Raw genomic sequence first — 26,832 nt, forward strand, 5'->3', positions numbered from 1 at the left:
TGGGTGCGCTCGGTGCGCAGACCGACGACCTTGCCGTTCTCGTCGCCGAGCACCTCGGCCGGGGACTCGAAGAAGTGCAGGAACAGCTTGTGCGGGCGGTTGCCCTGGTCGCGGATGGCCCACTGCTCGAGGGTGTTGGCGACCATGTCGACCTGCTTGGAGTGCCGCCGCGCGGCCTCCGAACCCTCGTCGTAGTCGATGTCCTCCGGATCGACGATGACCTCGATGGTCGGCGAATGATCCAGCTCGCGCAGCTCCAGCGGGGTGAACTTCGCCTGCGCCGGACCGCGACGCCCGAACACGTGCACCTCGACGGCCTTGTTCTGCTTGAGGCCCTGGTAGACGTTCGGCGGGATCTCGGTCGGCAGCAGCTCGTCACCGGTCTTGGCCAGCACACGCGCGACGTCCAGCGCCACGTTGCCCACACCGAGCACCGCGACCTTCTCCGCCTCCAGCGGCCACGAACGCGACACGTCCGGGTGCCCGTCGTACCAGGACACGAAGTCCGCGGCGCCGTAGGAGCCGTCCAGGTCGATGCCGGGGATCGGCAGCGCGCGGTCGGCGTTGGCGCCGGTGGAGAAGATCACCGCGTCGTAGAAGCGACGCAGGTCCTCCAGGGTGATGTCGGTGCCGTAGTCGATGTTGCCCAGCAGTCGCACCTGCTCCTTGTCGAGCACCTTGTGCAGGGCGGTGATGATGCCCTTGATCCGCGGATGGTCCGGCGCGACGCCGTAGCGGATCAACCCGAACGGCGCGGGCATGCGCTCGTAGAGGTCGATGCTCACATCGGCATCGGACTTCATCAACGCGTCGGCGGCGTAGATCCCGGCCGGTCCTGCGCCCACGATCGCGATGCGGAGCGGGCGAGCCGCGCTCACCGCTGGTACTCCGCGACGTACGGCGTATCCACCCCTAGTTCGCCCACCTTCGCGGCGCTGCCGGGCGAGCCGAGCGCGGCGTCGCGGCCGGGCAGTGGCTCGCCGAAGAACCGGGCGTTCTCGGCCACAAAAGCCCGTTGCGCTTCCGGGATGTCGTCGTCCAAGTAGATCGCCTCGACCGGGCAGACCGGCTCGCACGCACCGCAGTCCACGCATTCGGTGGGATGGATGTAGGCCATCCGCCCTCCGGTGTAGATGCAGTCCACGGGGCATTCCTCCACGCACGCCCGGTCCATGACGTCGACACAGGCGGCGCCGATCACGAAGGTCATGACGCGCTCCGCACATCGATCGCCGCGTCGGCCGTCTCGGCGGACTCGCCGAGCGCGGCCAGGATTTCGTAACGCCTGCGGGCGAATTCGGGTTCGAAGCGGGCGCCGGGCGCCCGCGGGTGCTCGATCTCGACGACACGCTGGATACGGGCCGGTCGCGGCGTCAACAAGACGATGCGGTCGGCGAGCAGCAGCGCCTCGTCCACGTCGTGGGTGACGAACAGGACGGTGGTCTCGTGCCGCTGCCACACCGAGATCAGCAGCCGCTGCATGTCCGCGCGCGTCTGGGCGTCCAGTGCGCCGAACGGCTCGTCCATCAGCAACACCCGGGGATGCGCGGCCAGGGTGCGGGCCAGCTGCACCCGCTGACGCATGCCGCCGGACAACGCGCCGGGCAGGTGATCGCCGAAGCCCGCGAGACCGACCTGATGCAGCAGGTCGAGCGCTTCGGCGCGGCGCCGCCCGCGCGGCACGCCCCGCAACTTCAACGCGAACTCGACGTTCTTGCGGGCCGTGCGCCAGGGCAGCAGCGCGTCCTCCTGGAACACCATGGCGCACTGATCGGCCGCCGCGCCGACGGTGGCGCCGTCCACCGACACGGTGCCGCCGATCGGCGGGAGCAGTCCCGCCATGGCCCGCAGGATGGTGGACTTCCCGCATCCCGAGGGCCCGAGCAGCACCACGATCTCTCCCGGATCGACCGTGAGATCGACTTCCGCGGCGAGGCTTTCGCCATAGGCGATGCGCAGACCGGTCAGCCGGACGGCCGCTCCGGCGCTCATCGGACGGCCCTAGGCAGCCAGCGGTTGACCCGGCGGCCGACCAGTTCGACGAGGAACGCGGTGGCCCAGCCGAGCACGCCGATGGAGAGCATGCCGACCACCACGCTCGGATAGTCGAGCAAACCGTAGGACTGCCAGGTGAAGTACCCGATCCCGAACTGGCCGGAGATCATCTCGGCACTGATGACGCAGATCCACGCGACACCCATGGCGACCGAGAGTCCGGAGAAGATGCCCGGTAGCGCACCCGGCAGTGCGATCTGGAACAGGATGGCCCCGCGGCGCGCACCGAGCGTGCGGGCCGCTTCCTCCCACACTTTGGGCAAGGCGTGCATGGCGTGGATGGTGCTGACCGCCACCGGGAAGAACGCGGCGAAGAACGTGATGAACACGATGCCCTGTTCGCCGGTGGGAAACAGCAGGATGGCGAGCGGCACCAGCGCGATCGCGGGAATCGGGCGGAACACCTCGACGACGGGGCGCACCAGCGCGCTGACCAGTGCCGACCGGCCGATGGCCATGCCGATCAGCACACCGGCGACGGTGGCGAGGCCGAAGCCGACCAGGATGCGCCGGGTGCTGGCGAGGATGTTGCTGTAGTACGAGCTGGTGCCCAGTTGCGCACGGAGCGACTCGAACACCGCACCTGGCGTCGGGATCTTGTCGAAGCGCAGCCAGAACACCACCTGGTTGATGGTCAGCAGATACCAGAGCAGCACCAGCGCCGCCAGCGGAATCGCGGTGAGCAGCGCGGCACGCAGCTTGGGCGGAATAGGGTTTCGGAGGGATCGCCCACTGCTCGGATGGGTCGTTGTCGCGGCGTCGGTGGACGCGGCGGGGACGGCGGAAATCGGTTCCGCGGATACCGTCATGGTCGGCTCCTCGATCTCGAAGATGATGCGGGTCAGCGCGCTTGGAGTGCGGCGCGGTAGTCCAGGACCGTGCTGCCCGGATGGGCCCCTGCGTACGCCTTGGCGTCGGCCTCGACGGCGAACGGCCGGAGCCGCTGCTCGGGCGCGGCGGCCGGATCGCTCACCCAGGTGGCGGTGGCGGCGAAGATCCGGATCCCGGTGGCGGCGTCGGGCACATAGGCGGCCCGGACCTCGCCGCCGCGCTCGGCGATCTGGCGCAGCAGACAACTCGGCGTCCTTGCGACGGAGGTGCCCTCCTGTCCGGCGAACCACACCTCCGAGGCGGTGGCCGGATCGTCCAGCTGCCCGCCGCAGACCGGGTCGACGCCGGTCAACGGGCTCGGCGGCGCGGTGCCGGCGCGCTCGGCGTCGTACTCGGTGCCGTAGAGCGCACGCAGATACTTGTCCTCGACGAATTCGTCCAAGTCCAGATCGGCCAGCGCGCCAAGGCTTTTCAGGAACGGCAAGAGCGTGCCGAGCCCGTCGACGAGCGGCTGCTTGATGGTTGGGTCGAAGCTGACCAGACCGTGCGGGCCGTTGTACAGGTAGACGACCTCGGCCGGTAAGCCGGTGATCTCGGCGACACGTTGCGCCGCGGCCAGCGGATTGCGGTTGAGATAGTCGGTCGTTTCGCGCTGCGCGGCCAAGAACGCCGCGACGACGTCGGGGTGATCGGCGCCGAACCGCTTGGTGGACACCACGGCGTGGAACGTCGGGATGTTCGCGTTGCCGCCGTCGTAGAGCAGCCGTGCCTTGCCGTCGAACACCAGCTTCTGCGGCCACGGCACGAACTGGGCCAGCGCGGCGACCTGGTCTCCCTGGAGCGCCGAGGCGCCGACAGGCGGATCCTGGCCGAGCAGCTTCACGTCGTCGAGGGTCATGCCCGCGGCGGACAAGCCGGTGGCGAGCATGCCGTGCGCGGCCGAACCGACGCTGGTCGAGACCACCTCGCCGCGCAGGTCGGCGAGCGTCGAAGCGGGCGAATCCACCGGTACCACGACCTGATTCAGTGAGCCACGCAGGTTGTAGCCGGTGACCGCGATCAGCTCCGAGGCGACGTCGGGATGATCGCGGGTCTTGGAGCCGTTCACCAGGATCGGAGCGTCGCCCATCGAGCCGATGTCGACCTGGCCGGCCAGCATCGCCGCGGTAAGTGGCGGGCCGGAGGCGAAGTCCTTCCATTCCACGCGGTAGCGCACGCCTTTGGCCTTGCCGAGTTCGTCCAGCTCGGCCTCGAAGGCGGCGCGGTCGCGCAGCAGCGTGCCCGCTGTGACGGTGTTGATGGTCTTGGACTGGTAGCCGATGTCGACGGTGATCGTGTTGTCGTCGCCGCCGGAGCCGCAGCCCGTGAGCAGTGTGGCCGCGGTGGCGGCGCCGAGCAGCAAGGCCGCGAGCCGGGTGGGTGGTTTCCTCATCGTGTGTTCCTCCGCCCGGATTCAGCGCAGCAGGTACGGGATGTTCACGGTGACCGCCCCGACCGGGCAGCGCGCGGCGCACGGTCCGCAGTACCAGCACTCGTCGACGTGCATGTACGCCTTGCCGGTGTCGGGGTGGATCGCCAGCGAGTCGAGCGGGCACATGTCGACGCAAAGCGTGCAGCCGTCGATGCACTTGGCTTCGTCGACGGTGACCGGGACGTCGATGCGGGTGGTGACCTGGGCCATCAGAGTTCCTTTCCGGAGTTGGCAATGCCGATGCGTGCGAAGGCGCGGACATCGGCGTCCGGGTCTTCCAGTGCGGTGCGGAGGGCGGCGGTGACCTCCGGTCGTTCGGCGATTCGCTCGGCCAGACCGCGCACGGCGGCCTTGCGGACGTCGAGGTTGCCGTCGATGACGGCCGAGATCAGCCGCGGGGCGGCGAGTTCGGGGTCGGCGACGGCCAAGGCGATCGCCGCGCCCTGGCGTACCTGCCAGGCGGGGTCGTCCAGGGCGGCCGACGCGACGGCCGCGGCGTCGTCCCCGCAGCCGGTCTGCGCGAGCGCGGTCAATCCCGCTGCCCGCACCAGCGGTTCCGGATCGCCCGCCAGCCGGAGCAGGGTCGCCGTGCCGCGCGGGTCACCCACCGCGGCAATGCCTTTCGCGACCGCGATGCGTACGTTCGGTGCCGGGTCGGCGGCGGCGGCGTCGAGTTCGACGAGCGCGTCCACCGAGGTGAGGCCCGCCACCACGGTGCGGCGCACCGCGGCGTTGGCATCGGCGAACCAGCCGGCCAGTTCTGTCGCGTCGGTGCGGCGGTGCCGCCACAGCGCCTCGATCGCGGCGGCGCGCACCGCGGGCTCCTGCGCCGTCGCGGCGGCACGCAGCGCGGCATCGAATTCCGTTCCGGCGACCAGCACTTCGAGAAGCTCGGTGAGCAGGCCGATGGCGGCGTGGCGCACGGACACGTCCGGATCGGACAGGCCCGCCGCGACCAGAGGTGAGGATTGCGCCCACTCCTCGGTGGTCTCGCTGAGCACCGAGAGCGCGGTGCGGCGCACCTCCGGGTCGGGGTCGGTCAGGAACGGCCGCAGCTCGGACAGCTGCGGGCATTCCTCGGCGAGGTCCATCAGCTCGAGCAGCCGGGCGCTCATCGGGCGCTCCACGCGCCGACCAGCTCCGGCGCCGCGACGTCGGGAACGCCGTCGGGCCGCGTGAAGCCGGGCACCGGAACGATGTAGGGCGCAACCGGACGGGTCAGGAACCGCATGTCGCCGGACTCACCACGGTAGAGGTTGAGGTGGCAGAACCACTCCGCGTCGTCGCGCGCGGGCCAGTCGGAGCGCTGATGGTAGAGGCCCCAGCGGCTTTCGGTGCGCCGCAAGGAGGCCCGTGCCGCCATCTCCGCGCAGTCGCGGATGAATGTCACCTCGGCGCAGCGCATCAGCTCGTGCGGGGTGTGCCCGCTCATCTGGGCGATGTCGGCGTGCATCCGCTCGAACGCGGCCAGACCGAGCGAGAGGTAGCGCTGGGTCTTCGGGGGTTGCAGGTAGTCGTTGACGAAGCGGCGCAGTTTGTATTCGACCTGCGACTGCGGCGGGCCGTCCGGATTGCTCAGCGGACGGTAGATCAGCGCGTGCGCCGCCTCGATCTGATCCTCCGGCAGCACGGGCCGCGCCGCGCCCCGCGCGTATTCGGTCGCGCTCTCGCCCGCGATGTCGCCGTAGACGAAGGCGCCGATCATGTAGTTGTGCGGCACCAGGGCCATGTCCCCCGCCGCGTAGAGCCCCGGCACGGTGGTCGCCGCGTGCTCGTCGACCCACACGCCCGACGCGGAATGTCCGCTGCACAGACCGACTTCGGAGATGTGCATCTCGATGTCGCTGGTGCGGTAATCGGTGCCGCGGCCCGCGTGGAAGGTGCCGCGAGTCGGGCGCTCGGTGGTGTGCAGGATACCCTCGATCTCCTGGATCGTGGCGTCGGGCAGGTGGCTCAGTTTGAGATAGATCGGGCCGCGCGCGCTGTCGAGTTCTCGCTTGACCTCGGCCATCATCTGCCCGGACCAGTAGTCGCAGTCGACGAACCGGTTGCCCTCGGCATTGACCTGGTAGCCGCCGAACGGGTTGGCGACGTAGGCGCAGGCGGGTCCGTTGTAATCCTTGATGAGCGGGTTGATCTGGAAGCACTCGATACCGGAGAGCTCCGCGCCCGCGTGGTAGGCCATCGCGTAGCCGTCGCCCGCGTTGGTCGGGTTCTCGTAGGTGCCGTACAGGTAGCCGCTGGCGGGCAGCCCGAGACGACCGCACGCGCCGGTCGCCAGGATCACCGCGCCGGCCGAGATGGTGACGAATTCGCCGGTGCGCGTATCGAATCCGACAGCGCCGACGGCTCGGCCGTCCACCGTGAGTACCCGCACGGGCATCACTCGGTTGCTGATGGTCACCTTGGCGCGGACGTCGCGGGCACGCAGGGTGCGATACAGCACTTTCTTCACGTCGCGTCCCTCCGGCATCGGCAGCACATAGCTGCCCGAGCGGTGCACCTTGCGCACCGCGTACTCGCCGTGCTCGTCCTTCTCGAACTTGACGCCGTAGCTCTCCAGCCGCTGCACCATCTCGAAACCGCGGGTCGCGGTCTGATAGACGGTGCGCTGGTTGACGATTCCGTCGTTGGCCACGGTGATGTCGGCGACGTAGTCCTCCGGAGTCGCCTTGCCGGGCACCACCGCGTTGTTGACCCCGTCCATGCCCATCGCCAGCGCCCCCGAATGGCGCACGTGCGCCTTCTCCAGCAGCAGTACGTCGGCGCCGTGCCTGGCGGCGGTGAGCGCGGCCATGGTACCCGCGGTTCCGCCGCCGACGACCAGTACATCGCAGCTCAGCTCCCGGCGCTCAGCGACGGGTGGAATGTCCATCGACATCCGGATCAGCTCCTTTCCTTCGGTTCGGCCGCACCGCGATTCGGTGTGACCGGGATGCGGTGCAGCCGGCCGGACAGCGAGAACCGGTCGCCGCGATAGCGCACGTACTCGAGGTCGACGGGCCGGCCGGAATCGGTGTAAGTGAGTCGTTCCAGGAACAGCAGCGGCGAGCCGGGCCGCACCGCGAGCAGCCCGGCTACCGTCGGATCGGCGGCGACGGCCTCGATGGAGACCGCGGCCGAGCCGAGCGGCAGCCCGAGTTCCGCCTCCAGCAGGCCGAAGACGTCGCAGCCGGTGAGATCGCACTGCAACAGCGGCGCGCCGACGTCGGCGGTGAGATAGCTGGCGTCCAGCGACAGCGGCGCGCCGTCGAGATGGCGGACGCGTTCCAGCGCCACCACCGGTGTGCCCGGCTCCAGCTCGAGCCGCTCGGCGACGATCGGTGTGGCGGGCACGAGTTCGGCCAGCAAGACCGTGTTGACCACGCGGGCGCTGCCCGTCTCGAAGGTCTCGGCCAGGCCGCGCAGTCGGTCGAGACCTTGCACTGCCTTGTCCGCCACCACGAAAGTGCCCGCGCCGGGCACCCGGTCGACGAGCCCCTCGTCGCGCAGCAGGGTGAGCGCGTCGCGCACGATATTGCGGCTTGTGTCGAAGTCGGCCGCGAGTTGGCTCTCCGAGGGCAACGGCAGATTGCCGTAAACACCGCTGCGGATCCGTGCCCGCAGAATGTCCCTGACCCGCCGGGCGGGCGCCGAGCGGCGTCCGGTGCCGGGATACGTTCTGCCTGTCATGCGGCAAATGCTGGGAACGGATCGTTACGCGCGACGTTTCCGGTGATTACCAGGTGGTTACGCCAGTTCCGTTTCCGAGCGCGGAGCTCTCACCTGCGAAAACGCGGGGGCTCCCGCGAGTATCACCAGTTGACTCAGCCGTCCGATTCGGTTCGCTCGGCGATCTCGGCCAGCAGACGCGCCGGACCCGAGAGCGGGAAGCGCGGCCGCCACACCACACGGAACCGCCGAGTCAGCGCGGTGGATTCGGTCAGCGATACCTCGACGAGCGTCCCGCGCTCGAGTTCGGGCGCGGCGATCAGCCTGCTGACCACCGCCGGCGCCACCGCGGTGCGTGCGGCGGCGATGATCGTGGCCGCCGAGCCCAGTTCCGCGGCCGGTCGGGCAGGCTCGCCGAATCCCTCCAGAACCTCCCGGACCGCGTCGCGAGTTCCGGATCCCGGCTCTCGCCACAGCAATGGAGTGGCGGCCAACTCCCGCGGCGACACCCCGCCGCGGCGGCGGCGTGCCCACGGGTGAGCGGGAGAAACCACGACGACGAGTTCGTCCGTACCGAGCACCCGGCTACCGAGATCGGCGGGCGGATGCGGCCCCTCGACGAAGCCGAGGTCGGCGGCCTCGCGGCGAACCAGTTCCAGCACTTGACTGCTGTTGGCCACCTCCAAGGCGACCGCCACTTCCGGGTGGGCGCCGCGCAGCACCTGCAACCACTGCGGAATCCGATGGTCGGCAATGGTTTTGGAGGCGGCGATGCGCAATCGCGGAACGTTGTCCGCGCGCAGGGCGGCGACCGCCGTGCCGAAGGAGCGAGCCGACTCGAGCACGGGGCGCGCGTGGTCGACCACCGCGCGACCCGCGTCGGTCAGCGCCGAGCCGGTCGGCCCGCGGTCCAGCAGCCGCAGGTGCAGCCTGCGTTCCAGTGCGCTGATTCGCATGCTCGCGGCGGGCTGGCTGATGCCGTGGCGGCGGGCCGCCGCGCCGAGACTGCCTAGTTCCGCGACAGAGACGAGCAGATCGAGAACATCCAGATCGGGCGTTCCCGGTGGCAGCGTCATGAGCACCGATTATGGGCCCGGCGGCGACCCGGTGCGTGACCCAAGGACATAAGCGAATCTTATGAGGTCCTCGGGATGCGCTCTCTACCGGGGTGGCCTGGGTGGCGCGAGGGTGACAAGCGTGCGCCGTCTACCTCGTCTTCTCCCCGGGCTCGCGCTGGTTGCCGGGCTCGCCACCGCCGCGACACTGATCGACCGGGCGGCGCCCGTCGTCGGGGCGCCGGTGTTCGCCCTCGGCGCGGGCGCGCTGGTCGGACTCGCGCGCAGAAGGGCGGTCGACGAGGACGGCGTGTTCGGCCCAGGACTGGCGGTGACCAGGCAGCGTGCGCTCGGGCTGGCCATCGTGCTGCTCGGATTGGGGCTGCCGTTCGGCGCGGTGCTGAGCGTGGGGCGGCAGACGGCGGTGGTGTTGGTCGGCACGGTGATCGCGGGCGCGACCGCCGCGGTCGTGGTCGGCAGGCTGCTGGCCCTCGACCGGGAATCGGCGACGCTCGTCGCGGTGGGGTCGACGATCTGCGGAGCGTCGGCGATCGCGGCGGCGACCGCCGTCATCAAGCCGGACCGGGAGCGGGTCGCCTACGCGCTCGGGACCATCTTCGTCTTCAATGTCCTTGCGGTGCTGGCATTTCCGCCGCTCGGCCGGTTGCTCGGCATGTCCGAGGAGGCGTTCGGGTTGTGGGCGGGCACGGCGATCAACGACACCTCCTCGGTGCTGGCGGCGGGCGCGATCTTCGGCCCCGCTGCGGCGCAGTTCGCGGTGATCGTGAAATTGGTGCGCAGTCTGCTGATCGTGCCGATGTGCGTGGGGTTGCATCTCGGGCAGCGGCGGGTTGGGACGTCCGGCGGTGGGCGACACGGCGCTTGGCAGCGCGACGACAGCCTGCGACTCAGCGCTGGCCATTGCGACGACAGCCAACCCGACAGCGGGCGATACAGCGCCGGGCAATCCGACAACAACCCATCCGACGACGGGCTGCACGGCGCATGGCAAGCCGACAGCGGACCCGGCAGTGGCCACCGCAGAACGCCGCAAGCCGAGGCCGACCACCGTCCAGCGGCATGGCGGGTGATCCCGCTGTTCGTGGTGCTCTTCGTGGCAGCCTCGGTGATCGCCGGGTTCGGGTTGGTGCCGGAATCGTGGTCCGGGCCGCTCGGCGCGGTGAGCGCGTGGTTGATCGCGGCGGTGCTTGCCGCCATCGGGACGTCGCTGTCGTGGCAACGGGTGCGAGCGGCGGGTGTTCGGCCGCTGGTCTTCGGGGGAGCGCTCAGCCTGGTACTTGCGTTGTCCTGCTTGGCCATCCAGCAAGTCACCGGGTGGTTGTGAGGACGTCGACCGGGCCCGAGCGAGTGTGCAGGTGATCGCCGCGCCCCGGACGGCGATCGAGACTCAGCTCTTGCTACGCAGCACACATAACGGCCGGTCCCGCTGGTCGCGGCGGGACGATCGGCCCGTTACGCGCGGTGTCCTGCCCTGAGACCGATCGGATGGCTATGCGGCCACCCGATCGCGGCCATCGAGCAGACATCCGCCGACACGAGGGACAATGTCAGGGTGACGTGCCTCGTGTGGTACGCCGCCTACGGCTCCAACATGCATCACCGCCGCCTGCACTGCTATCTGGAGGGCGGCCGACCCGAAGGCGGCGCGATCGAACTTCCCGGGTGCCGCGACCATTCCGCGCCGCGGCGATCCCGGCCGCTCATGCTGCCCGGCCTGCTCTACTTCGCCACCGAATCGCTCACCTGGACCGGCGGCCGCGGCTTCTACGCGCCGGACGCCGCGGGCGAGACCGCCGCCCGCGCCTACCTGCTGACGGCCGCGCAGTTCTCCGACATCGTCGCCCAGGAGATGTACCGCCCGCCGGGCGACGACCTCGACCTGACCGACGTGCTCGCCAACGGCCGCACCGCGCTCGGCCCCGGCCGCTACGAAACCCTGGTCCGCGCAGGAACTCTCGACGGCCACCCGATCCTCACCTGCACCGCCCCTTGGCGCCACACCGACCTCCCCGGCAACCCGCCCTCCCCCGCCTACCTGCGCCATTTGGCCGCGGGCATCACCGAATCACACGGCTGGCCGCTCCCCCGCACCGCCGCCTACTTGGCCACCCGCCCCGGCGCCGACCTGCACTGGACCCCGACTTCCGTCACCAACCTTCTCCGCACCACCGATCCCCCGCCGGTCCCCGCCGAATGATGCCCGCAGGTTCACAAGCCTGGCGGAGCTGTGCGGTCTGCGAGCGCCGAAGGGGTCCGCGTGGTCGTTCGCCCGCCACGGGAAAAGCGTCCGGCCGCACGGGTTTCCGTGCGGCCGGAGACGTACAGGCGAGAGATCAGAACAGGTTCAGCGAGCGGCCGATGATCTCCTTCATGATCTCGGTGGTGCCGCCGTAGATGGTCTGGATGCGTGCGTCCATGTAGGCCTTGGCGATCGGGTATTCCTTCATGTAGCCGTAGCCGCCGTGCAGTTGGAGGCAGCGGTTGATGAGGTCGAGCTGTTCCTCGGTGCTCCACCACTTGGCCATGGCGGCGTCTTCGACGGAGAGCTTGCCCGCGTTCAGGTCCTCGATGAAGCGGTCGACCATGATGCGCACGGCGGTGGTCTTGGTGGCCAGCTCGGCGAGCACGAAGCGGGTGTTCTGCAGGGCGCCGATCGGCTTGCCGAACGCCTTGCGGTCGCGCACGTACTGACAGGTCATCTCCAGGCAGGCCTCCATCGCGGCGGCGGCCATGACGGCGATGGACAGGCGCTCCTGCGGCAGGTTGTGCATCAGGTGGATGAAGCCCATGCCCTCGGTGCCGAGCAGGTTCTTGCCGGGCACCCGCACGTCGGTGAAGCTCAGCTCGGCGGTGTCCTGGGCCTTGAGGCCGATCTTGTCCAGGTTGCGGCCGCGCTCGAAGCCCGCCATGCCGCGCTCGACCACCAGCAGGCTGAAGCCCATCGCGCCCTTCTCGGGATCGGTCTGGGCGACCACGATGACGATGTCGGCGTTGACGCCGTTGGTGATGAAGGTCTTGGCGCCGTTGAGGATCCAGTCGTCACCGTCGCGGACCGCGCGGGTCTTGATGCCCTGCAGGTCCGAGCCGGTACCGGGTTCGGTCATCGCGATGGCGGTGATGATCTCGCCGGAACAGAAGCCGGGCAGCCAGCGCTGCTTCTGCTCCTCGTTGGCCAGATCCAGCAGGTAGGGCGCGATCACATCGTTGTGCAGCGTGAAACCGAGGCCGGAGTACTGGCCTTGCACGGTTTCCTCGGTGACGATCGCGTTGTAGCGGAAGTCCTTGACCCCGCCGCCGCCGTACTCCTCCGGGACGGCCATGCCGAGGAAGCCCTGCTTGCCCGCCTCGAGCCAGACCTCGCGGTCGACGATGCCCTGCTCTTCCCACTTCGCGTGGTTCGGTGCGACGTGCTGATCGAGAAACTTGCGGAACGACTCCCGGAACAAATCGTGTTCGGGCTCGAACAGTGTGCGCTCCACACCAACCTCCTAGTGACCACACCGGGCGGTCCACACCAGCCCGTCGTTACCGCATACGGTACCCGGAACCGGAATGGCAGTTCACTTCACGTCCGAAATTCGCGGGTTCACCTGGTCTGGCAGCTTCGAAACGGGCGCAGACGTGACGATTCGCGACAAACCTGAGGCAAGATTGATACATAGCGTTCCGCTATGAAAGTCGGTTCAGGCGGGTAAGTCGAGGCCCTTGGCCAGGATCGGCCAAGACGCGACGAGAGCGTCTTCCCAGTAACCCCACGAGTGTGTGCCGACCGGCTGAAAATCGAAGGTCGCGGGGATGCCGAGCTGGTTCAGGCGGGCCTGCATGTTGTGCGTGCAGTAGTTCGAGGCAGCCTCGAGCGCGCCGCCGACAGTGAGCTGATTGGCCAGCCCGCCGACGCCGGGCAGGGTGTACGGGCCATCGAGGGTGTCCCATTGTCCCGGGATGCCACTGCCCGTCGACAGGAACAGCTCGAGCCCGCGCAAACCCTCGGCGTTCAGGTAGGGATCATTGGCCGCCCACAGCGGATCACCCTGCGGGCCGTACATGTTCGCAGTGTCGCCGCCGCCCGCGGAGACCACCGTCCTGACGAAGTTGTAGCCGACCGGGTCGCTGATCTGGGCGCAGCCGCTGTAAGCCGCGGCCGCGCGGTACAGCCCGGGCGCGGCGATCGGCAGTTGCAGCACCGACGTGCCCGACATGGACAATCCCGCGATGGCGTTGGTGCCGTTCGTGCCGAGAGCGCGGTCGATCAACGGCGGCAGTTCCTCGGTCAGGAACGTTTGCCACTTGTTGACCCCGAGCGCGGGATCGGCCGAGCGCCAGTCGGTGTAGTAGGTGAACGCCCCGCCGACCGGCTGCACGACGTTGACATCCTTTCCGGCCAGAAACTGCAGCACGGTGGTGCGCTGTTGCCAGGTCGCCGTGTCCTCGCCACCGCCCGCGCCCGCGAGCAGGTACAGCGTCGGACGAGGCGACGAGGCGTCGGCCGGACGCTGCACGTCGATGTCGATGGTCCGGCCCATGGCCGCCGAATACACCTGAAGCCGCAGGTTGCGCTCGTCCAGCACGGTGGTGTCGACGATGCGGGAGCCGTCGGCTTGCGTCCTGAAGCCTTGCGCGGCGAGCGAATCGTCGGCTGCCGCGATCGGGTTCCCGCCGCCCGCCGTGGCCGCGCCGCAGAGAAGGGCGATGGCGGCGGCCGCGGCGGCCGATCTGCTTCGTTTCCTGCGCATCTCCCCACGCTACGTACCCGTAGCTGAGAGATTGCCAAGTGAATTCTCGAGATCTTCTCAGAAAGGTTCAGAACGGCAGCAAGCCGCGCACCCGACCGATCAGGGTGCGACCGGAATCACGGTCGCGCTCGCCGAACAGGAACTTCAACTCCTCTTCCAGCGCCTTGCGTACCACGTCGCGCAGGTCGGAAGCCGCGACGTCGAGGTCGTCGGCGTCGCACCACGGCGCCGGGTCGATCGGGGTGCCCGCGGAGAAGTAGAACCGTTCGGGGCGCGGGATCAGGGTCGGGCCGACGCCACGCAGTAGCGGCGGGGTGAGGTCGCGCTTGAGGCCGAGCGCCTCGACCGTCCAGCGCAGCGGACGCATCACCGGGTGATCGCCGTCGAAGACGATGTCGAAGGCGTCGTCCACGCCGATCATGGCGACCGGAACGATGGGCGCGCCCGCCTCGATCGCCATCCGGGCGAATCCGGTGCGCCCTTCCCATTTGAGCACGTACTTCTCGTTCTTGCGGCGCACCGCCTCGCGGCCGCCGCCGGGAAAGACGATGACCGCCTCACCCTTGGCGAGCAGCGCCATGCAGTTGTTCCGGTTGCCGCGGACCGCGCCGTAATAGTGCAGGAAGTGGCGCAGGCCGGGCACCGCGATCAGCACGTTCTCGGCGAGGCCGCGGATCAGCCTGCCGCGGCGGCGCAGCACCTCGGGCATCAGCAGCGGCGCGTCGATGCCGCCCATCAGGTTGTGGTTGCCGACCAGCAGCACCGGGCCGTCGGCGGGAATGTTGTCCAAGCCGTAGAAGCGCGGACTCGTCCACGCGCGCACCGGCGCGAGCAAGGCTTCGATCAGTCGGATGTCGGTCTCGTCGAGACGCACCTCCAGCGGCGCCCCGTCGGTCAGCACCGCCGCGGTAGGCGAGGATTCAGGCATTGGTGGCTACCCCATCGCATGTCGGATCCCGGCACATCGTCGTACGGAATTAAGGTCCCCTGCGCCGCAGTCGAATACGGCATCCGGGCCGATGCTACCGGATGACGTTGGAACAAGTTGCAACATGGGTGGTCGTCAAGTGTGACCCGCCACAACCTTTGCCACGACGGAGTGGCGACAGGGCCGCCAACCGAGCCTCGAAAAATACTGTGGGCGAACGGGATACGGCACCGAAACGGATGAACGCCCGGCGGAACGACAAACCGTCACGTCCGTTATCGGCACGAGAGCGAACGTGACGGTCGGTTCTATTTCCGTCCGATTCCGCGGTCTACGCGGACGGCCCTTCGTCGGGGCCCGCGCCGTCGCCGCCCGCGTGCGCGTATTCCGACAGCGCCGCGGCCAGCGCGTGCGGTACCCGCGCCCGGACCCGGGTGCCCGCCTCCTCGTGAGTGGAGGACAGGATCCGGCCGTCGGCGTGGATGCGCGCGAGCAGGTCGCCCCGGGTGTACGGCAGCAGCACGCCGACCTCGACGTCCAGTCCGCCGAGCACCTCGGCCAGCCGGTCGAGCAGGCTCTCGATGCCCTCGCCGGTCTGCGCCGAGACGAACTCGGCGTCCGGCAGCAGCGCGCGCAGCCTGGTCAGCTCCATCGGATCGACGGCGTCGATCTTGTTGAGCACCAGCAGTTCCGGCGGTGCGGCCGCGCCCTGCTCCTTGATCACGTCGGTGATCACCTCGCGCACGGCCTTGATCTGCTCCGCCGGCATCGAGTCGGAGCCGTCCACCACGTGCAGCAGCAGATCGGCGCCGGTGACCTCCTCCAGCGTCGAGCGGAACGCCTCGACCAGCTGGGTCGGCAGATGCCGCACGAAACCGACGGTGTCGGTGAACACGACCTCGCGGCCGTCGTCCAGATCGGCGCGCCGGGTGGTCGGATCCAGGGTGGCGAACAGCGCGTCCTGGACCAGGAGGCCCGCGCCGGTGAGCGCGTTCATCAGGCTGGACTTGCCCGCGTTCGTATAGCCGACGATGGCGACCTGCGGAATGCCCGAGGACGTCCGCCGTGCCCGCTTGGTCTCGCGCGCGGTCTTCATCTCCCGGATCTCGCGCCGCAACTTGGCCATCCGCTCGCGGATGCGGCGGCGGTCGGTCTCGATCTTGGTCTCACCGGGACCGCGCAGACCGACGCCGCCGTTGCTGCCCGCGCGACCACCGGCCTGCCGGGACATCGACTCACCCCAGCCGCGCAGCCTGGGCAGCATGTACTCCATCTGGGCCAGCGCGACCTGCGCCTTGCCCTCGCTGGAGGTGGCGTGCTGGGCGAAGATGTCCAGGATCAGGGCGGTCCGATCGATCACCTTGACCTTGACCACCTTCTCCAGCGCGGTCAGCTGGGCCGGGGTCAGCTCACCGTCGCAGATGACGGTGTCGGCGCCGGTCTCCAGCACCACCGAGCGCAGCTCGTCGGCCTTGCCGGAACCGATGTAGGTGGCCGGGTCCGGCCGGTCGCGGCGCTGGATGAGCGCCTCGAGCACCTCCGAGCCCGCGGTCTCGGCGAGCGCGGCGAGTTCGGCCATGCTCGCCTCGGCCTGGGCCGCCGAGCCCGAGGTCCACACGCCGACCAGCACGACCCGTTCCAGGCGCAGCTGCCGGTACTCGACCTCGGTGATGTCGGTGAGTTCGGTGGACAGACCGGCGACGCGGCGTAGCGAGCTGCGTTCGTCCAGCTGCAGCTCACCGACCGTCGGCTCCATCGTCCAGCCGTTGCGCTTCATTCGGGCGGCACGCTCGGCCACCACGTCACCGGAGCGCGCGGTGTCGTCGGCCGAGTCGACGAAGTCGAAGTCGTCGTCGGCCGGATTGATGTCGTACGTCTCTGAATTCCTCATACACCATCCATGCTGCCAGGTGCGACGACCCGGCGCATTCCGTTATTTCGGGGCGCGCTCAGCGCCCGTTCCACCACTGTTCGGCCAGCGTGCCGGTGGCGAGCAGCACCGAGGGTCCGCGCAGCCATGCCGCGCCGCCCTCGAGGCCCACGGTGACCGCGCCGCCGGGCACCCGCACCGTCACCTGGCCGGTGTCCTCGGCGATGTCGAAGCCGTCGGCGGCCAGCGCCGCCGCGGCCGCCGCGACGGTTCCCGTTCCGCAGGAACGGGTTTCGCCGACGCCGCGTTCGTAGACGCGCATGTCGACCGAACGGTCCGCGTCCAGGGAGGTCAGGATCTCGACGTTCACCCCGTGCGGGAAGAGATCCGGGTCGTAGCCGGGCGGGACGCTCAGATCGAGTTTGCCGAGCGCCTCGGCGGTCAGACCGGAGTCCACGCAGGCCAGATGCGGGTTGCCGACATCGATGCCGATCCCCTGATAAGCCCAACCGGCGATGGTCGCCGTTGATTCCCCGAGCTGCTTCACTCGGCCCATCGTGACGGTGACCTCGCCCACGACGGGCCCGCCCGCGTGCACCACGACCGGCCGAGCGCCCGCCCTGCTGCCCACCACGTACTCCGCGCGGGATTCGCGCCCGGTCGCGGTCAGGTAGTGGGCGAAGACGCGCACGCCGTTGCCGCACATCTCCGCGATCGAGCCGTCGGCGTTGCGGTAGTCCATGAACCAGTCGTCCGCGCCGACGCCCTCGGGGAGGTCCGCGAGCACGCCCGCGTCCCGCAGCGCACCGGCGCGCGCGACCCGCAGCACGCCGTCGGCTCCGAGGCCGCGCTGCCGATCGCAGAGCGCGGCGACGCGGTCCTCGGTCAGTTCGAGCCGGACATCCTCGTCGGGCAGCACCACGAAGTCGTTCTGGGTGCCGTGCCCCTTCGTGAACTCGATGTCCGTCACGTGTGTGTTCTCCTCGTCGTCGTCATCTGGCAAACGTCCGGCGCTGCCGGGAAATTTCGTACAGTGCGACCGCGGCCGCCGAGGGCGCGCCGAGCGAGCTGGCGGTGCCGCCCATGGGGATGGAGACCAGGTCGTCGCACGCATCCTGCCAGGCGGCGCTCATCCCGCTGGTCTCGTTGCCGATGACCAGGATGGTCGACTCGGTGAAGTCCTGGTCGAACACCGCGTGCGAACCGTGCTCGTCGGTGCCGACGATCCTGGTCGGGATGCCGCGGGCGACCTGGCGGTCGCGCAGCGCGAGCACCTGCGCGGGTCCGGCGGCGCGATAGACCGGGACCGCGAACAGCGAGCCGGTGGAGGCGCGCACGGACTGCGGGTCGTACTGATCGGCGCCGTGACCGGTGACGATCACCGCGCAGGCGCCGAAGGCGTCCGCGGACCGGATCAGGGTGCCGAGATTGCCCGGCGAGTTCGGGCGGTCGAACACCACGATCACCGGCGCGTCCTCGCCGGGTTCACCGGGTTCGAAGGTGTCCAGCTCGGGCTGGCGCGAGATCGCGACGGCGACCAATTCCGGTATGTTGCTCGCCTTCTCACCGAGTTCCGCCATCAGCTCCGGCACCAGCCCGACCTGCGGCACGTCGGTGGTGTCGAGCACCTCCCTGGCCCAGCCGGACAGGTCGGGCGCGCCGAGCCGGTAGAGCAGGGTCTCCAGCGGCCATCCGTTGGCGATCGCCTGGGTGATCGGTCGCACGCCCTGCACCAAGAACCGGCTGTCGCGGTGGCGCTTGGTGCGATTGTTCAAGTAGGCCTGCCACACCTGCACCGAGGCGTTTCGGGTGCTGACACGTCGGGTCACAGCGAGTTCCGTTCTGTGTTGTCGATCTGCCGCATCGCCGCGCCGAACAGGTCGGGATCGGCACCGTCCACCCAGCGCACCCTGGGATCGCGGCGGAACCAGGAACGCTGTCTGCGCACGTAGCGGCGAGTGCCGATCAGGGTGCGTTCCCTGGCGTGGTTCAGGTCGTATTCGTCGTCCAGGTAGGCGAGGACTTGCGCGTAGCCGATGGCGCGGCGCGCGGTGACGCCCTCGCGCAGGCCGTGCTCGAGCAGGCCGCGCACCTCGTCGACGAGTCCGGTCTCGAACATGAGCGCGGTGCGCCGCTCGATGCGCGCGTCCAGCTCGGCGGTGTCGCGGTCGACGCCGAGGATGACGGTGTCCCAGCGCGGCGCGCCGATGGTGGGCGCCGAGGCCGCGAACGGCTGCCCGGTGAGCTCCACGACTTCCAGCGCCCGCACCATGCGACGGCCGTCGGTGGGCAGGATGGTGTCGGCGGCGACCGGATCCGCCGCGCGCAGCGCCGCGTGCACGGCGGCGACGCCCTGCTCCGCGAGCACCTGCTCCCAGCGGGCGCGCACCACCGGATCGGTGGCCGGGAACTCCCATTCGTCCAGCAGCGCCTGCACGTACATCATCGAGCCGCCGACGATGACCGGCGTGCGGCCGCGAGCCAGGATGTCCTCGACGTCGGCGGAGGCCGCGCGCTGATAGGTGGCCACGCTCGCGGTCTCGGTCACCTCGAGCACGTCGAGCTGGTGGTGCGGGATGCCGCGGCGTTCGGCGACGGGCAGCTTGGCGGTGCCGATGTCCATGCCGCGGTAGAGCTGCATGGCGTCGATGTTCACGATCTCGCCGTCGAGGCGGGCCGCGAGATCCAAGCCCAGATCGGACTTGCCGGTGGCGGTGGGGCCGACCACCGCGATCGGCACTCTCATCACACCTCCCGTTCCGGTCGCCAGACACTCACGTGATAGCCAACTCCGAAAGGCGCGTCCCGGTAATGGGTTTCGACGGAAGGATCGGACGGATCCACGGCGAACAGACCGCCCAGAACTTGATAGGCGGCGCGCCCCGACACGGCCAGCTCGGCGCACAGCGCCGGATCGAGCGCGCGCAGCGCCGCCCGGTCCCCCGCGCTCAACGCCCGGTCGAGCTCGGCTTGCAGCGGGACCGCGCGCTCATCGAGATATCCGGGCGACTTGACGGTCAAGGTGGCGGCGCCGTCGGCGACGACCAGGACGCCGCGCGGCTCGTCGTCCGCGTCGAGCTCGGCGCGTAGTTCGGCGCCCAGTTCCAGGCACCGCGCCGCCGAAGTGTCGGCCGCGGTCAGGCGCGCGGTGGCGCGGGCGTCCGGCGCGACCCGTCCCCGCAACCATCCGGCGATCAAGACGGGCAGCGGCAGCCGCGGATCGGCGGCAAACCCGGGCGCGGTGGCCGAATCAGCCAGCGCGACACGGAGATCCACGCCGAAACCTTGGAAGGTTCCGGCGGATTCGGGTCCGAACACATCGTCGGCGGATCCGACGCCGAGCACCGTCCACCGCCGCGTCACCGCCGCGAGCGACCGGGCCGCGTCGAGCGCGGCGGCGCGCAGTACCGCGGGTGGGTCGTCCGGATCCGCCCCGCTGCCCACCGCCGCGGCGCCGCCTAGTTCGGGCACCAGGATCGGCGGCGACGGGACCAGGGCCGCAATACTGAACACGCGGTAAACCGTATCTGTTCGGGCAGCGGGGCCGGCGCACGGCGGTACCGAGACGCACCCCGGTCGGCTTCGAGTGTCTGTAGCGTCAATTCGCCATGAGATTGATAGTGTCGACATGCGACAACCCAGGTCACCACGGGTTGCCGGTCCCGGGTCCCAGCCCGGGAAGAGCGTAGATCAGATGGTCTCGAGGGCTCGGACCGGGTTCAATGGGATGAGCTAGGGCGTAACCAGGCAGCCGTGACGCGCGGCAGGGACGGAGAACAATGACCGACAGCAACGGAACCGCGAAGGCCAATCCCGGCACGACACCGCGCCCCTCCGGTGCCCCGAAGCCCGGTGGCCCGTCAGCCCATCCCAAGCCGCACGCGGTCAAGCCCGCCCCGGGCCCGGCCGCCCAGCAGCACCCGCATCCGGTGGTCGTACCGACCGTCACCGACCCCAGCCGCTGGGGCCGGGTCGACGAGGACGGCACCGCCTGGGTGAAGACGGCCGAGGGCGAGCGGATCGTCGGCTCCTGGCAGGCGGGCGACGCCGCCGAGGGCCTCGCGCACTTCGGCCGCCGCTTCGACGACCTCGCCACCGAGGTCGCGCTGCTGGAAGCGCGGCTCGCCGCGGGCGCCGACGCGCGCAAGACCAAGGCCGCCGCGCTCGCGCTGGCCGAATCGCTGCCCACGGCCGCCGTCATCGGCGACATCGACGAGCTGGCCAAGCGGCTCCAGGCGATCACCGAACACTCCGAGGAAGCGGCCGCGCACGCCAAGGAGGAGAAGGAGCGGGCCCGCCACGAGCACACCGAGCGCAAGGAAGCGCTGTGCGCCGAGGCCGAGCAGATCGCCGCCGAATCCACCCAGTGGAAGGCCGCGGGCGATCGGCTACGCGAGATCCTCGACGAGTGGAAGTCGATCCGCGGCGTGGACCGTAAGGTCGACGACGCGCTGTGGAAGCGCTACTCCAAGGCCCGCGAATCCTTCAACCGCCGCCGCGGCGCGCACTTCGCCGAACTCGACCGCGAGCGGGCCGCCGCCAAAGCGCGCAAGGAAGAACTCTGTGTGCGGGCCGAGGAGCTGTCCGGCTCCACCGACTGGGTCGGCACCGCGGCTGTCTTCCGCGATTTGCTGACCGAGTGGAAGGCCGCGGGTCGCGCCCCGCGCGAGGCCGACGAGGCGCTGTGGCGGCGCTTCAAGAGCGCGCAGGACGTGTTCTTCGCGGCGCGCAACGCCGCGGTTTCCGAGCGCGACGCCGAGTTCGAGTCGAACGCCGCCGCCAAGGAAGACCTGCTGCACCACTACGAGCACATCGACCCCGCGGGCGGTCTGGACACCGCGCGGGCGCAGCTGCGCGAGTTGCAAGACAAGTGGGACGCCATCGGCAAGGTCCCGCGCGAACGCATCCAGGAGCTCGAGGGCAAGCTGCGGACCATCGAGAAGCGGGTCCGCGACGCGGTGGACGCCCAGTGGCGGCGCACCGACCCGGAGGCCGTGGCGCGCGCCGCCCAGTTCCGCGAGAAGGTCGCTCAGTTCGAGGAGCAGGCGGCCAAGGCGCAGGCGGCGGGCAAGCAGCGCGACGCCGAGAAGGCGCTCGAGCAGGCCAAGCAGTGGCGCGAGTGGGCCGAGGCCGCCGAAGGCGCTGTCAGCAACCGCTGATTTCGCTGGCGGCCAAGGTTTTTCGGCCGCTCCGGTAGCGTCGGCCTGGTGCGACAGGTGTGGGATGCGTGGGGCCACGTATTGACCGTGTGGGCCTGCGCGGCGCCCGCGGTGCTCGCGGCGATCTGGTGGACGACGCGCTGGCGGCTGCGGCGCGGGTGGGACCGGAATCCCGCGTTGCGGTACACGGTGGCCGAGGTCGGTCTGGTCGCGGGCACGCTGCCGTGGATCTGGATGATCTTGACTCCGGTCGACGGCGTCGGCTCGATCAGCGCGGTGCCGCTGCGGGATCTCGTCGCGACGCTGACCGACTCGTCGTCGAGCGCGGTCGTTCAGGTCGGGGCGAACACGCTGCTATTCGTACCGCTTGGTTTCTTTCTTCCGCTGCGCCTGCCTCGGTTCGCGGGCGTGGCCCGGATGGTGTTGGTGGGCGCGACGGTATCCGCGACGTTGGAAATCGCCCAGTACGTGTTCGACCTGGGCCGAGTCTCGTCCGTGGACGACGTGCTCATGAACGCGGCGGGGGCGGGCTTGGGCGCGCTGCTCGCGCGGACGCATGTCACACGCCGCGAGACCGGCCGCTCACAGAGCGAGCGAATGTTGCTTCGCCTCGGCTGGAGCACCTGACAGCGCACATCGTGTAGATCAGCGCTGCGATCGACGCGCGCACGGGGCGGGATCATCGCGTCGAAGGCGCACGATCGCCGCGACGACAATCGCCTCACGCACGGCGCGGGATCATCGCGTCGAGGGCGGACAATCGCCTCGAGGCAATCGCCTCGCGGGGCGGATTCAGTCGCCGAGCAAACGGCGGCGGTCGCGTTCCTCGGCGGCGGCCGCGGCGTTGCGGCGCTGCTCCTCGGCGGCCAGTTGCATAGCCGTGCGGCTCCACACCACGCGGATCCAGTGGAAGGTGAGCACCATGACGGCCAGCGTGCCGAGGATCAGGCCGATACCGGGACCCGCGCCGATGTAGTTGCCGAGGCCCGGGGTCTGGCGGTGCCAGATGGCGAAGACGCCGAACACGCTGGCGATGGCCGAACCAGCGACCGCGATCCAGGCCAGCACCCACCGCCTGGTCATCAGCGCCAGCAGCGAGAAGCCGATGCCGAACACCACGACGAACCAGACGAAGATGCGCGAGGGCAGCCCGATGTGCTCGATGCGGGTGGTGTCGGTGCTGAGCAGCACGTCGAAACCGCGCGCGCTGCCCGCGTGCGAGAGCACCAGCGAGAACAGCAGCAGGAACACCGCACCGGCCACCACCATCGCGCGCACGCCGGGATCGATCTCCCCGGCGATGCGGCGCTCGACGGCGTCGAGGTCGTCGCGGAACTGCTCGAAGTCCCCGCTGCTCTCGACCGAGTTCACAGCACTGTTGTCTCCTTCGCGCACGGCGCTGTCGTCTCCTTCGACTGGATGATCGTGCTTGTCCGGGTCCACTGTGCCAGCACCGTCGGTCGCGGCGTCGGCCGACCCACTACGCGCGGTAGTACCGGATTCCGATTCGGGCGTCGCGCCTTGCACGGAGTCCGCGCCCCGCGCGGAATCGTCGGAGCCCTTGCGAGGGTTCTCGTCGTCTCCCGCGCCGGGGCGCGTGCTCATGCGTCGCAGCCTGTCGCACAGCCGGAGGCGACCGGCTCGAGGACCGGCGCGCCGATCGTCGGCAGTCCGAGGCCGACGCCGATCGGTTCGGTCTTCGGCGTGACGCCGCGCTCGTGCGCGTCGCCCGCGCGGGTGCGGCGGTGGGTCTTGATCGGCGCGTCCGCGATCAGGTGGTGCGGCGCGGCCTCGGTGATGTCGACGGTGATCACGTCTCCGGGGCGGACCGTCTCGGCGGTGCCGCCGGGCCGGAAGTGCACCAGCCTGCCGTCGCGGGCGCGCCCGCTCATCCGCGCGGTCGCGGCGTTCTTCTTGCCCGCGCCCTCCGCGACGAGCAGTTCGACCTCGGTGCCGATCAGCGCGCGGTTGGCCTCGAGCGAGACCTCCTCCTGCAGCGCGATGAGCCGGTCGTACCGCTCCTGAACCACCTGCTTGGGCAGCTGGTCGGGCATGTCGGCGGCGGGGGTGCCGGGCCGCTTCGAGTACTGAAAGGTGAACGCGCTGGTGAACCGGGCCTGCCGCACCACGTCCAGGGTCTCCTGGAAGTCCTCCTCGGTCTCGCCGGGGAAGCCGACGATGATGTCGGTGGTGATGGCGGCGTGCGGCATGGCCGCGCGGACCTTCTCGATGATGCCCAGGTAGCGGGCCTTGCGGTAGGAGCGCCGCATGGCCTTGAGCACCCGATCCGAGCCGGACTGCAGCGGCATGTGCAGCTGCGGGCAAATGTTCGGCGTCTCGGCCATCGCCTCGATCACGTCGTCGGTGAACTCGGCCGGATGCGGCGAGGTGAAGCGGACGCGCTCGAGACCGTCGATGTCGCCACAGGCGCGCAGCAGTCTCGCGAACGCGCTGCGGTCGCGCGGCTCGGTCGGGTCGACGAAGTTGACGCCGTAGGAATTGACGTTCTGACCCAGCAGAGTCACCTCGAGCACGCCCTGGTCGACCAGCGCCTGCACCTCGGCGAGCACGTCGCCGGGACGGCGGTCGACCTCCTTGCCGCGCAGCGACGGCACGATGCAGAAGGTGCAGGTGTTGTTGCAGCCCACCGAGATCGAGACCCAACCGGCGTAGGCGGATTCGCGCTTGGCGGGCAGGGTGGAGGGGAACGCCTCCAGCGATTCCAGGATCTCGATCTGGGCCTCTTCGTTGTGCCGCGCGCGCTCGAGCAACACCGGCAGCGAGCCGATGTTGTGCGTGCCGAACACCACGTCCACCCACGGCGCCTTGCGCACGACGGTGTCGCGGTCCTTCTGCGCCAGGCAGCCGCCGACCGCGATCTGCATGCCCGGTCTGCCCGCCTTGATCGGGGCGAGGTGGCCGAGCGTGCCGTAGAGCTTGTTGTCGGCGTTCTCGCGGACAGCGCAGGTGTTGAAGACCACGAGGTCCGCCGTATCCCCCGGCGCGGCCTTCACGTAGCCCGCGTCCTCCAGCAGGCCGGACAAGCGTTCGGAGTCGTGCACGTTCATCTGGCAACCGAAGGTGCGGACCTCGTAACTGCGTACTCCCGCCACAACCTGTTCGATCGAATCCACCCATTAAGGGTACGGGGGCCCGTCGAGCGGGCTTCCAGCGCATCGCCGCAGGCTCCGGGCCTCGCCGCGGTCGGAGCGCGGAAGCCGCCGCCAGGTTACAGAGCTGTGACGACGCGGTGTGGCGTCACGGTGTGTCGCGGAAACCGGGGCAAATTCGGTTTTTCCCCTTAAGGTCGAGAACCATGACCGACGCCGCCGCCGCGCCCGACACGACCGGGGACGCCACGAGCTTGGACAAGGGCCCCGCCACCAGCGCGCCGCCGATGATCTCGATGCGCAACGTTGACAAGCATTTCGGTGACCTGCACGTGTTGCGCGATATCAACCTCGAGGTCCCCAAGGGACAGGTCGTCATCGTCCTCGGCCCTTCGGGTTCCGGGAAATCGACCCTGTGCCGCACCATCAACCGGCTCGAGCCGATCGACTCCGGCGACATCGCCATCGACGGCGTGCCGCTGCCCGCGGAGGGCAAGGCGCTCGCCGCGCTGCGCGCCGATGTCGGCATGGTGTTCCAGTCGTTCAATCTGTTCGCGCACAAGACCATCGTCGAGAACGTGATGCTCGCGCCGCTCAAGGTGCGCAAAGTCAAGAAGGACCAGGCACGAAGCCGCGCCATGGAGTTGCTCGAGCGCGTCGGCATCGCCAACCAGGCCGAGAAGTACCCGGCCCAGCTCTCCGGCGGGCAGCAGCAGCGCGTGGCCATCGCCCGCGCGCTGGCGATGAACCCGAAGGTGATGCTGTTCGACGAGCCGACCTCGGCGCTGGACCCGGAGATGGTCAACGAGGTGCTCGAGGTGATGGTCTCGCTGGCCAAGGAGGGCATGACCATGCTGGTGGTCACCCACGAGATGGGCTTCGCGCGCCGCGCGGGCAACCGGGTGCTGTTCATGGCCGACGGTCAGGTGGTCGAGGACACCGAGCCCGAAACGTTCTTCACCGCGCCGAAGTCCGAGCGCGCCAAGGACTTCCTGGGCAAGATTCTCAGCCACTGACGCGCCCGGCACAGACGACGGCATCGAAACACAAGGAGTTAGGAACTCGATGAGGATCAACCGTGCACTTCGACTCGGTGTCGGGGCGATCGCCCTGGCTTTGGCCGCTACCGCCTGCGGCGGCGGTGACGAGGGCAGCGCCCTCGATCACGCCAAGGAAGGCAAACTGACCGTCGGCATCAAGTTCGACCAGCCAGGTCTCGGTCTGCGCAACAAGGACGGCTCCTACAGCGGCTTCGACGTCGAGGTCGCCAAGTACGTCGCCGGGAAGCTCGGCGTGCAGCCGGACGCCATCACCTTCAAGGAAGCGCCGACGCCGCAGCGCGAGACGCTGATCGAGAACGGCCAGGTCGATTTCATCGTCGCCACCTACTCGATCAGCGACAAGCGCAAGGAGAAGGTCGATTTCGCGGGCCCGTACTACGTGGCGGGCCAGTCGCTGCTGGTGAAGGCCGACAACACCGACATCACCGGCGTCGAATCCCTCACCGGCAACAAGAAGCTCTGCTCGGTGAAGGGCTCGACGCCCGCGCAGAACGTCAAGGAGAAGTACGCCAAGGACGTTCAGCTGCAGGAGTTCGACACCTACTCGCTGTGCGTGGAGGCGCTGCGCAACGGCTCGGTCGACGCGGTGACCACCGACGACATCATCCTCGCCGGCTTCGCCGCGCAGTCGCCGGGCCAGCTGAAGGTGGTCGGTAAGCCGTTCACCACCGAGAACTACGGCATCGGCCTGAAGAAGGGCGACCAGGAGACTCGCGACAAGATCAACGACGCCATCGAGGCGATGATCGCCGACGGCTCCTGGGCCAAGGCGATCCAGCAGACGGTCGGCGGCGCGAGCTTCACGCCCTCGCCCGCTCCGCAGGTCAACCGCTACTAGAGATTCCACACACGGGTGGTCCGGGGCGATCCTCCGGACCACCCGCTCG

General features: G+C 69.5%; 24 protein-coding genes and 1 pseudogene. 6 read left to right on the plus strand and 19 right to left on the minus strand.

Annotation, left to right across the window (positions count from 1 at the left end):
• The 9 genes and pseudogenes from T333_RS30380 to T333_RS30420 all read right to left on the minus strand — a co-directional run.
• On the minus strand, nt 1-854 hold an 854-nt coding region (locus T333_RS30380; protein ID WP_496426840.1), incomplete at its 3' end, for an FAD-dependent oxidoreductase.
• A gap of 20 nt (nt 855-874) precedes the next feature.
• Complete coding sequence (gene fdxA / locus T333_RS30385; protein ID WP_354999539.1) at nt 875-1,210, minus strand: ferredoxin; 336 nt, start codon at nt 1,208-1,210, stop codon at nt 875-877.
• Nucleotides 1,207-1,992 carry an ABC transporter ATP-binding protein gene (locus tag T333_RS30390; protein WP_496426646.1) on the minus strand — a complete coding sequence of 262 codons (786 nt, stop codon included), beginning with the start codon at nt 1,990-1,992 and terminating at the stop codon, nt 1,207-1,209. Before T333_RS30390 ends, fdxA begins: the two co-directional genes overlap by 4 nt.
• Entirely contained in the window at nt 1,989-2,864 is an 876-nt protein-coding gene (locus T333_RS30395; RefSeq protein ID WP_496426647.1) for an ABC transporter permease, read from the minus strand. The genes T333_RS30390 and T333_RS30395 overlap by 4 nt, the downstream gene beginning before the upstream one ends.
• 32 nt (nt 2,865-2,896) lie before the next feature.
• Nucleotides 2,897-4,318: an ABC transporter substrate-binding protein gene (locus tag T333_RS30400; protein WP_357253860.1), complete on the minus strand. Its 1,422-nt coding sequence runs from the start codon at nt 4,316-4,318 to the stop codon at nt 2,897-2,899.
• Nucleotides 4,319-4,339: 21 nt separating this feature from the next.
• On the minus strand, nt 4,340-4,567 hold the full coding sequence (locus T333_RS30405) for a 4Fe-4S dicluster domain-containing protein (protein WP_067782630.1): 228 nt from the start codon (nt 4,565-4,567) through the stop codon (nt 4,340-4,342).
• Nucleotides 4,567-7,232: pseudogene (locus T333_RS30410) on the minus strand (fumarate reductase/succinate dehydrogenase flavoprotein subunit). The gene T333_RS30405 and the pseudogene T333_RS30410 overlap by 1 nt, the downstream one beginning before the upstream one ends.
• Nucleotides 7,233-7,243: 11 nt before the next feature.
• The gene (locus tag T333_RS30415; protein WP_357253862.1) at nt 7,244-8,029 is read right to left on the minus strand and encodes a GntR family transcriptional regulator; all 786 of its coding nucleotides are present in this window, start codon (nt 8,027-8,029) and stop codon (nt 7,244-7,246) included.
• Nucleotides 8,030-8,163: 134 nt separating this feature from the next.
• A complete protein-coding gene (locus T333_RS30420; protein ID WP_357253864.1) occupies nt 8,164-9,084 on the minus strand; it encodes a LysR substrate-binding domain-containing protein in 921 nt (306 codons plus the stop codon).
• 121 nt (nt 9,085-9,205) lie between these two features.
• Between T333_RS30420 and T333_RS30425 the strand changes: the two genes are divergently transcribed.
• Complete coding sequence (locus T333_RS30425) at nt 9,206-10,408, plus strand: YeiH family protein (RefSeq protein WP_496426648.1); 1,203 nt, start codon at nt 9,206-9,208, stop codon at nt 10,406-10,408.
• A 228-nt stretch (nt 10,409-10,636) separates the two neighbouring features.
• Nucleotides 10,637-11,281, plus strand: a complete 645-nt coding sequence (locus tag T333_RS30430; protein WP_496426649.1) for a histone deacetylase — start codon at nt 10,637-10,639, stop codon at nt 11,279-11,281.
• 136 nt (nt 11,282-11,417) lie between these two features.
• Here the strand turns inward: T333_RS30430 and T333_RS30435 are convergent, their stop codons facing one another.
• From T333_RS30435 to T333_RS30470, 8 genes are all read right to left on the minus strand, one after another.
• Entirely contained in the window at nt 11,418-12,563 is a 1,146-nt protein-coding gene (locus tag T333_RS30435) for an acyl-CoA dehydrogenase family protein (RefSeq protein WP_496426650.1), read from the minus strand.
• A 204-nt stretch (nt 12,564-12,767) separates the two neighbouring features.
• The gene (locus T333_RS30440; RefSeq protein WP_496426651.1) at nt 12,768-13,817 is read right to left on the minus strand and encodes an alpha/beta hydrolase; all 1,050 of its coding nucleotides are present in this window, start codon (nt 13,815-13,817) and stop codon (nt 12,768-12,770) included.
• A 67-nt stretch (nt 13,818-13,884) separates the two neighbouring features.
• Nucleotides 13,885-14,745: a lysophospholipid acyltransferase family protein gene (locus T333_RS30445; protein WP_354999529.1), complete on the minus strand. Its 861-nt coding sequence runs from the start codon at nt 14,743-14,745 to the stop codon at nt 13,885-13,887.
• A 331-nt stretch (nt 14,746-15,076) separates the two neighbouring features.
• Nucleotides 15,077-16,522 (minus strand): GTPase HflX, encoded by a 1,446-nt coding sequence (gene hflX, locus T333_RS30450; RefSeq protein ID WP_354999858.1) that lies wholly within the window; start codon nt 16,520-16,522, stop codon nt 15,077-15,079.
• Nucleotides 16,523-16,694: 172 nt separating this feature from the next.
• A complete protein-coding gene (gene dapF, locus T333_RS30455) occupies nt 16,695-17,576 on the minus strand; it encodes a diaminopimelate epimerase (protein WP_496426841.1) in 882 nt (293 codons plus the stop codon).
• 31 nt (nt 17,577-17,607) lie between these two features.
• Nucleotides 17,608-18,444: a TrmH family RNA methyltransferase gene (locus T333_RS30460; RefSeq protein ID WP_354999528.1), complete on the minus strand. Its 837-nt coding sequence runs from the start codon at nt 18,442-18,444 to the stop codon at nt 17,608-17,610.
• Nucleotides 18,441-19,361, minus strand: coding sequence for a tRNA (adenosine(37)-N6)-dimethylallyltransferase MiaA (miaA, locus tag T333_RS30465; RefSeq protein WP_496426652.1), 921 nt, complete (start codon nt 19,359-19,361; stop codon nt 18,441-18,443). Before miaA ends, T333_RS30460 begins: the two co-directional genes overlap by 4 nt.
• Complete coding sequence (locus T333_RS30470) at nt 19,361-20,128, minus strand: class III extradiol ring-cleavage dioxygenase family protein (protein WP_496426653.1); 768 nt, start codon at nt 20,126-20,128, stop codon at nt 19,361-19,363. Before T333_RS30470 ends, miaA begins: the two co-directional genes overlap by 1 nt.
• A gap of 266 nt (nt 20,129-20,394) precedes the next feature.
• Here T333_RS30470 and T333_RS30475 point away from each other — a divergent pair, with 266 nt between their 5' ends.
• Together T333_RS30475 and T333_RS30480 are read left to right on the plus strand one after the other, a co-directional pair.
• Nucleotides 20,395-21,774, plus strand: coding sequence for a DUF349 domain-containing protein (locus T333_RS30475; RefSeq protein WP_354999525.1), 1,380 nt, complete (start codon nt 20,395-20,397; stop codon nt 21,772-21,774).
• Nucleotides 21,775-21,822: 48 nt separating this feature from the next.
• The gene (locus T333_RS30480) at nt 21,823-22,401 is read left to right on the plus strand and encodes a VanZ family protein (RefSeq protein WP_496426654.1); all 579 of its coding nucleotides are present in this window, start codon (nt 21,823-21,825) and stop codon (nt 22,399-22,401) included.
• A gap of 165 nt (nt 22,402-22,566) precedes the next feature.
• Here T333_RS30480 and T333_RS30485 read toward each other — a convergent pair whose 3' ends face one another.
• Both T333_RS30485 and miaB read right to left on the minus strand, forming a co-directional pair.
• On the minus strand, nt 22,567-23,145 hold the full coding sequence (locus T333_RS30485) for an Rv2732c family membrane protein (RefSeq protein ID WP_496426842.1): 579 nt from the start codon (nt 23,143-23,145) through the stop codon (nt 22,567-22,569).
• A 230-nt stretch (nt 23,146-23,375) separates the two neighbouring features.
• Nucleotides 23,376-24,908, minus strand: a complete 1,533-nt coding sequence (gene miaB / locus T333_RS30490; RefSeq protein WP_496426655.1) for a tRNA (N6-isopentenyl adenosine(37)-C2)-methylthiotransferase MiaB — start codon at nt 24,906-24,908, stop codon at nt 23,376-23,378.
• A 263-nt stretch (nt 24,909-25,171) separates the two neighbouring features.
• Here miaB and T333_RS30495 point away from each other — a divergent pair, with 263 nt between their 5' ends.
• Complete coding sequence (locus tag T333_RS30495) at nt 25,172-25,900, plus strand: amino acid ABC transporter ATP-binding protein (protein ID WP_357254202.1); 729 nt, start codon at nt 25,172-25,174, stop codon at nt 25,898-25,900.
• 49 nt (nt 25,901-25,949) lie between these two features.
• The gene (locus tag T333_RS30500; RefSeq protein ID WP_354999522.1) at nt 25,950-26,783 is read left to right on the plus strand and encodes a glutamate ABC transporter substrate-binding protein; all 834 of its coding nucleotides are present in this window, start codon (nt 25,950-25,952) and stop codon (nt 26,781-26,783) included.
• Nucleotides 26,784-26,832: the final 49 nt, after the last annotated feature.

This window comes from Nocardia sp. CNS-044, from assembly GCF_059570515.1.